This window comes from Trueperaceae bacterium, assembly GCA_019454765.1.
Classification (GTDB): Bacteria; Deinococcota; Deinococci; order Deinococcales; family Trueperaceae; genus JAAYYF01.
In genome coordinates, this window is the sequence record JACFNR010000048.1 from 8822 (window position 1) to 13755 (window position 4934).

General features: G+C 70.9%; 4 protein-coding genes. 3 read left to right on the forward strand and 1 reads right to left on the reverse strand.

What is annotated here, in order from left to right; genetic code table 11:
- On the reverse strand, window positions 1-1274 hold a 1274-nt coding region (locus H3C53_11540; GenBank protein MBW7917298.1), incomplete at its 3' end, for an HlyC/CorC family transporter.
- A gap of 411 nt (window positions 1275-1685) precedes the next feature.
- On the opposite strand from H3C53_11540, the gene H3C53_11545 reads away from it, so the two are divergent.
- From H3C53_11545 to H3C53_11555, 3 genes are all read left to right on the forward strand, one after another.
- The gene (locus H3C53_11545; protein ID MBW7917299.1) at window positions 1686-2300 is read left to right on the forward strand and encodes a spermidine synthase; all 615 of its coding nucleotides are present in this window, start codon (window positions 1686-1688) and stop codon (window positions 2298-2300) included.
- Window positions 2301-2376: 76 nt separating this feature from the next.
- Complete coding sequence (locus H3C53_11550; GenBank protein ID MBW7917300.1) at window positions 2377-3861, forward strand: peptidase S10; 1485 nt, start codon at window positions 2377-2379, stop codon at window positions 3859-3861.
- A gap of 35 nt (window positions 3862-3896) precedes the next feature.
- Window positions 3897-4928, forward strand: coding sequence for a 1-aminocyclopropane-1-carboxylate deaminase (locus H3C53_11555; GenBank protein ID MBW7917301.1), 1032 nt, complete (start codon window positions 3897-3899; stop codon window positions 4926-4928).
- Window positions 4929-4934: the final 6 nt, after the last annotated feature.

The following is a 4934-nucleotide window of genomic DNA, read 5'->3' on the forward strand; positions in this document are numbered from 1 at the left end:
GGCACCACGCGCACCCAGCTGACGCGCAGCCCATCCATCTCCTCCACCTCGAGGCTGTAGCCGTGCCAGGCGGTCTCGTCCGCCGCCTGCGGCACGCGCCCGAGCCGGTCCGCGAGCAGGCCGCCCACCGTCTGGTAGCCGCTCCCCTCCGGTACCACGTCGTCGTCGAGGCCGAGCAGGTCGACGAAGTCGTCGACGTGCATGGAGCCCTGCACGCGCCAGCGCCGCGGCCCCAACTCCACGACCTCGGGCGCGCCCTCCTCGCCGGGCGGGAGGATGTCGCCCACGAGCTCCTCAAGGATGTCGGCGAGCGTGGCTATCCCCTCCACGCCGCCGTACTCGTCGAGCACGACGGCGAAGTGGGTGCGCGACTCCCTGAAGCTGTTGAGAAGCGAGAGTATGGGCAGCGTCTCGGGCACCATCAGCGGCTTGCGCAGCATGCCTGCCAGCGCGAACGGGTCGTCCGCCAGCTCCGCGACGAGCAGGTCCTGCAGCGCCACGAAGCCGACGACGTTGTCGAGCTCACCGTCGCACACGAGGTAGCGCCCGTGCGGTTCCGCCTTGATGCGCTCGAGGACCTCGACGCGGCTCGCCGCAAGGTCGAACCACGACACGTCGTGACGCGGCGTCATGATGGCGTTCGCCTTCCGTTCACCCAGCCAGAAGGCGTTCTCGATGATCTCCTGCTCGGCGGGTTCGATCACGCCCGCTCGCAGCCCCTGCGCGATCATCATGTCGATGTCCTCCTCGCTGATGACCTCGGCCGCGCTGGGCTTGACGCGCAGGAGGCGCAGCAGCCCGTTGGTGGAGGCGCCGAGGAAGGCGACGAGGGGGCGGGCGAGGCGCGACAGGCCCATCATGAAGCCGCCAAGCGCCATGGCGATGCGTTCCGGCTCGTTCAAGCCGATGCGCTTGGGCACGAGCTCGCCGACCACCAGCGAGACGTAGGTGATGAGCACGACCACGGCGCCGAACGCCAGCGGGTCGGCGACGCCGTGCAGGAAGGGGACGCCGCGCAGGAGGTCCGCCAGGGGGCCGGAGAGGGTGGCGCCACCGAACGCCCCGGAGAAGACCCCGACGAGCGTTATGCCGATCTGCGTCGTCGACAGGAACGTGTTCGGGTTCTCGGCCAGGGCGAGGGCGCGGACCGCCGCCGGCAGGCCGGCCTCGGCCTTCTGCTGCAGCCTGAGCCTGTTGGCCGACACGATGGCGATCTCGGCCATGGCGAAGAGACCGTTCACGACGATGAGGAGCAGGACGATGACCACGTTCATGCTTGAGCAACTATACGCATGGGCGCGCGCCCGGCCGGACGCTGGTGGGCGCGCCCGGCCCGAGACGGGTAGGTGACTCCGGCCCGAGGCGGGTGGGCGAGTCCGGCCCGAGATGGGTTGGCGCGCCGGCCCGTCGAGCCCCGCTTTCCGCGCTTGGGGGCCGCGCCGGCGGCCGTTCCCGTGTAACCACTTGACGGATAGCGCATAACGCGATAGCTTGAGGATATCGGACGCGCGAGAGCGCGTCTTTTTGTTGTCCCGACCGTTCGCCTCCGCCCGCCCGCGGCCGCCGGCGCGCCACCACCCCCACCGCGCGGCCCGCCCGGTCGCCGCCTCCCGGCCCACGAGGAGCCGACGACCTTGATCCCCTGGGAACCAGTCGGAGAGACGAGGCTGCCGAGCGGCGAGACGATGTCGCTCCACCGCCGTGGCGACGAGTTCTCCCTGCGCGTGGCCGGCCTGGAGCTCATGAACAGCCGTCAGCACGGCTCGGAGGAGGCGCTCGCCGCGTTGGCCCTCGCCGAGCTCGCCCGGCCGGCCCAGCACGTGCTGATCGGCGGTCTCGGCATGGGGTTCACCCTGCGCGCGGCGTTGGACGCGCTCCCGGCGACCGCACGCGTCAGCGTGGCCGAGCTGGTGCCGCAGGTGGCCGAGTGGAACCGCGGCCCCCTCGCGCACCTCGCCGGGCGTCCCCTAGCAGACGGGCGGGTCAAGCTCGTGGTGGCCGACGTCGCCGACCTGCTGGCGCGCGCAACGCGGGCGTACGACGCCGTCCTCCTCGACACCGACAACGGGCCCGAGGGCACCACTCACGAGGGCAACGAACGCCTCTACTCGCCAGCGGGGCTGCGCGCCGCGCACGGCGCGCTCACGCCGGGGGGCGTGCTGGCGGTGTGGTCCGCCTTCCAGAGCCCGGCCTTCGCCAGGCGGCTGGTGGCGGCCGGCTTCGCCGTCAGCGAGAAGAACGTGCGCTCGCGCGGCAAGAAGGGCGTCCGGCACGTGGTGTGGCTGGCGCGGCGGCGCTGAGCCTCCCCTACCCGCGCCCGCTCTAGTTGGCGACCCGGCCGGTTATCCTGCCCCCACCGACACCGGAGGCGCCGCCATGACAAGCCAGTCCACTCCCCCAGAGCCACCCAAGGAGCTCAAGGACAAGCTGATCCCCGACGAGCTCGTCACCACCGAGCACGAGGTGGTGATCGGCGGCGAGGTGGTGCGTTACCGCGCCACCAGCGGGCTCGTGTCGCTCAACCGCGAGGCGAGCGAGGACGGCGTCAGCAAGGGCGTCAAGACGGTGGCGCGCCTCTTCGTGACGGCGTACACGCGCCTGGGGGAGCACGACCCGGCCGAGAGGCCCATCACGTTCGCCTACAACGGCGGCCCCGGCTCCTCGTCGGTGTGGCTGCACCTGGGCACGTTCGGGCCGCGCCGGGTGGTCATGGGCGACGAGGGCGAGCCGCTCGCCGCCCCCTACCGCCTGACCGACAACGAGCACTCGCTGCTGGACGTCACCGACCTCGTGTTCATAGACCCCGTGAGCACCGGCTGGAGCCGGCCGGCCGAGGGCGAGAAGGCCAAGGACTTCCACGGCTACCAGCAAGACCTAGAGAGCGTGGGCGACCTCATCCGCGAGTGGCTGGGCCGCGAGGACCGCTGGCTGAGTCCCAAGTTCCTGGCGGGCGAGAGCTACGGGACCACCCGCTCCGCCGGCCTGTCCGGCTACCTGCAGAACCGGCACGGCATCTTCCTGACGGGCATCATGCTCGTGTCGTCGGTGCTCGACTTCACCACCCTGCACTTCAACGTCGGCAACGACCTGCCGCCGCTGCTCTACCTGCCCAGCTACGCCGCCACGGCCCACTTCCACGGCGCGCTCCGGCGCGAACACCAGGAGAAGCCCCTCGAGGAGTTCCTGCGCGAGGTGGAGGAGTTCACGCTGGAACGCTACAGCCTCGCGCTACTGAAGGGGGCGCGCCTGGGCGCGGAGGAGCGCGCCGCCGTGGCGCGGCAGGTGGCCGACTACACCGGCACGAGCCCTGAGTTCGTGGAGCGCAACAACCTGCGCCTCGCCCTGCCGCGCTTCACGAAGGAGCTACTGCGCAACGAGCGCAAGACGGTGGGCCGCCTCGACAGCCGCTACCTGGGCTTCGATCGCGACGCCGGCGGGGAGCAGTTCGAGTACGACCCCAGCATGAGCGCCATCCAGGAGCCGTTCACGGCGGCGTGGAACGCCTACGTGCGCACGGAGCTCGGGTTCCGCCTCACGCCCGACGTGACGTACGAGATCCTGACGAGCCTCTACGGCACCTGGGACTACTCGCAGTTCACCGGCAGGTACGTGAACGTGGCCGACACGCTGCGGCACGCCATGAGCGTCAACCGCAAGCTGCGCGTGCACGTGGCGTCGGGCTACTACGACCTCGCGACCCCCTACTTCGCCACGGAGCACACCCTCAACCACCTCGGCCTGGAGGAGGAACTGCGCGCCAACATCACGACGTCGACGTACGAGGCCGGGCACATGATGTACGTCAGGCGCGAGGACCTGGCCGGGCTCAAGGCGGCGCTGGCGGCGTTCGTCGCGGGCTGAGCCGCCCCGGCGCGGGAGCATTGGGAGGAGTAGCGATGGCCAACGGTCTCAACCTCACGAAGAGCTTCGAGCGGTACCCGCTCATGTTCGGCGCCACCCCCATCGAGGAGCTGCCGCGCCTGTCGGCGGCCCTCGGCGGCAAGGTGCGCCTCTACGCCAAGCGCGAGGACTGCAACTCGGGGCTGGCCTTCGGCGGCAACAAGGTGAGGAAGCTCGAGTACCTCGTGCCCGAGGCGTTGGCGCAGGGCGCCGACACGCTCGTCACCATCGGCGGCGTGCAGTCGAACCACACGCGCCAGGTGGCGGCCGTGGCGGCCAAGCTCGGCCTCGCCTGCCACCTGGTGCAGGAGAGCTGGGTGCCGTTCCCCGACGCCGTCTACGACCGCGTCGGCAACATCCTCATGTCGCGCGTCATGGGAGCCACCGTCGAGCTCGTGGACGAGGGGTTCGACATCGGCATCCGCCACAGCTGGGAGCGCGCGCTCGAGGCCATCAGGGCGCGCGGCGGCAGGCCGTACGCCATCCCCGCCGGGGCGTCCGACCACCCGCTAGGCGGCCTGGGTTTCGTGAACTTCGCGGACGAGGTCCGCGAGCAGGAGGCCCAGCTCGGCATCACGTTCGACTACGTCGTCACCTGCAGCGTCACCGGCTCCACCCAGGCCGGCATGGTGGTCGGCTTCGCCGCCGACGACCGCGCCCGGCGCGTGATCGGCATCGACGGCTCCCACACCCCGGAGCAGACTCACGCGCAGATCCTGCGCATCGCGCGCGCCACGGCGGCCAAGGTGGGGTTGGGCCGCGAGATCGTCCCCGAGGACGTGGTCCTGAAGACCGAGTACGCCTACCCCGCCTACGGCGTCCCCTCCGAGGAGACCAACGAGGCCATCCGCCTGGCCGCCCGCACCGAGGGCATGATGACCGACCCCGTCTACGAGGGCAAGTCCATGCAGGGCCTCATCGACCTGACCCGCAAGGGCTTCTTCCCCGACGGCTCGCGCGTGCTGTACGTGCACCTTGGCGGGGTGCCCGCCATCAACGCCTACAGCTACCTCTACAGGAACGGCTGAGCAGGC

Excerpts from the sequence above, each read along its gene's own strand:
- H3C53_11545 (MBW7917299.1), top strand. The coding sequence starts at position 1,686 with ATGTCGCTCCACCGCCGTGGCGACGAGTTCTCCCTGCGCGTGGCCGGC.
- H3C53_11550 (MBW7917300.1), top strand. The coding sequence starts at position 2,377 with ATGACAAGCCAGTCCACTCCCCCAGAGCCACCCAAGGAGCTCAAGGAC.
- H3C53_11555 (MBW7917301.1), top strand. The coding sequence starts at position 3,897 with ATGGCCAACGGTCTCAACCTCACGAAGAGCTTCGAGCGGTACCCGCTC.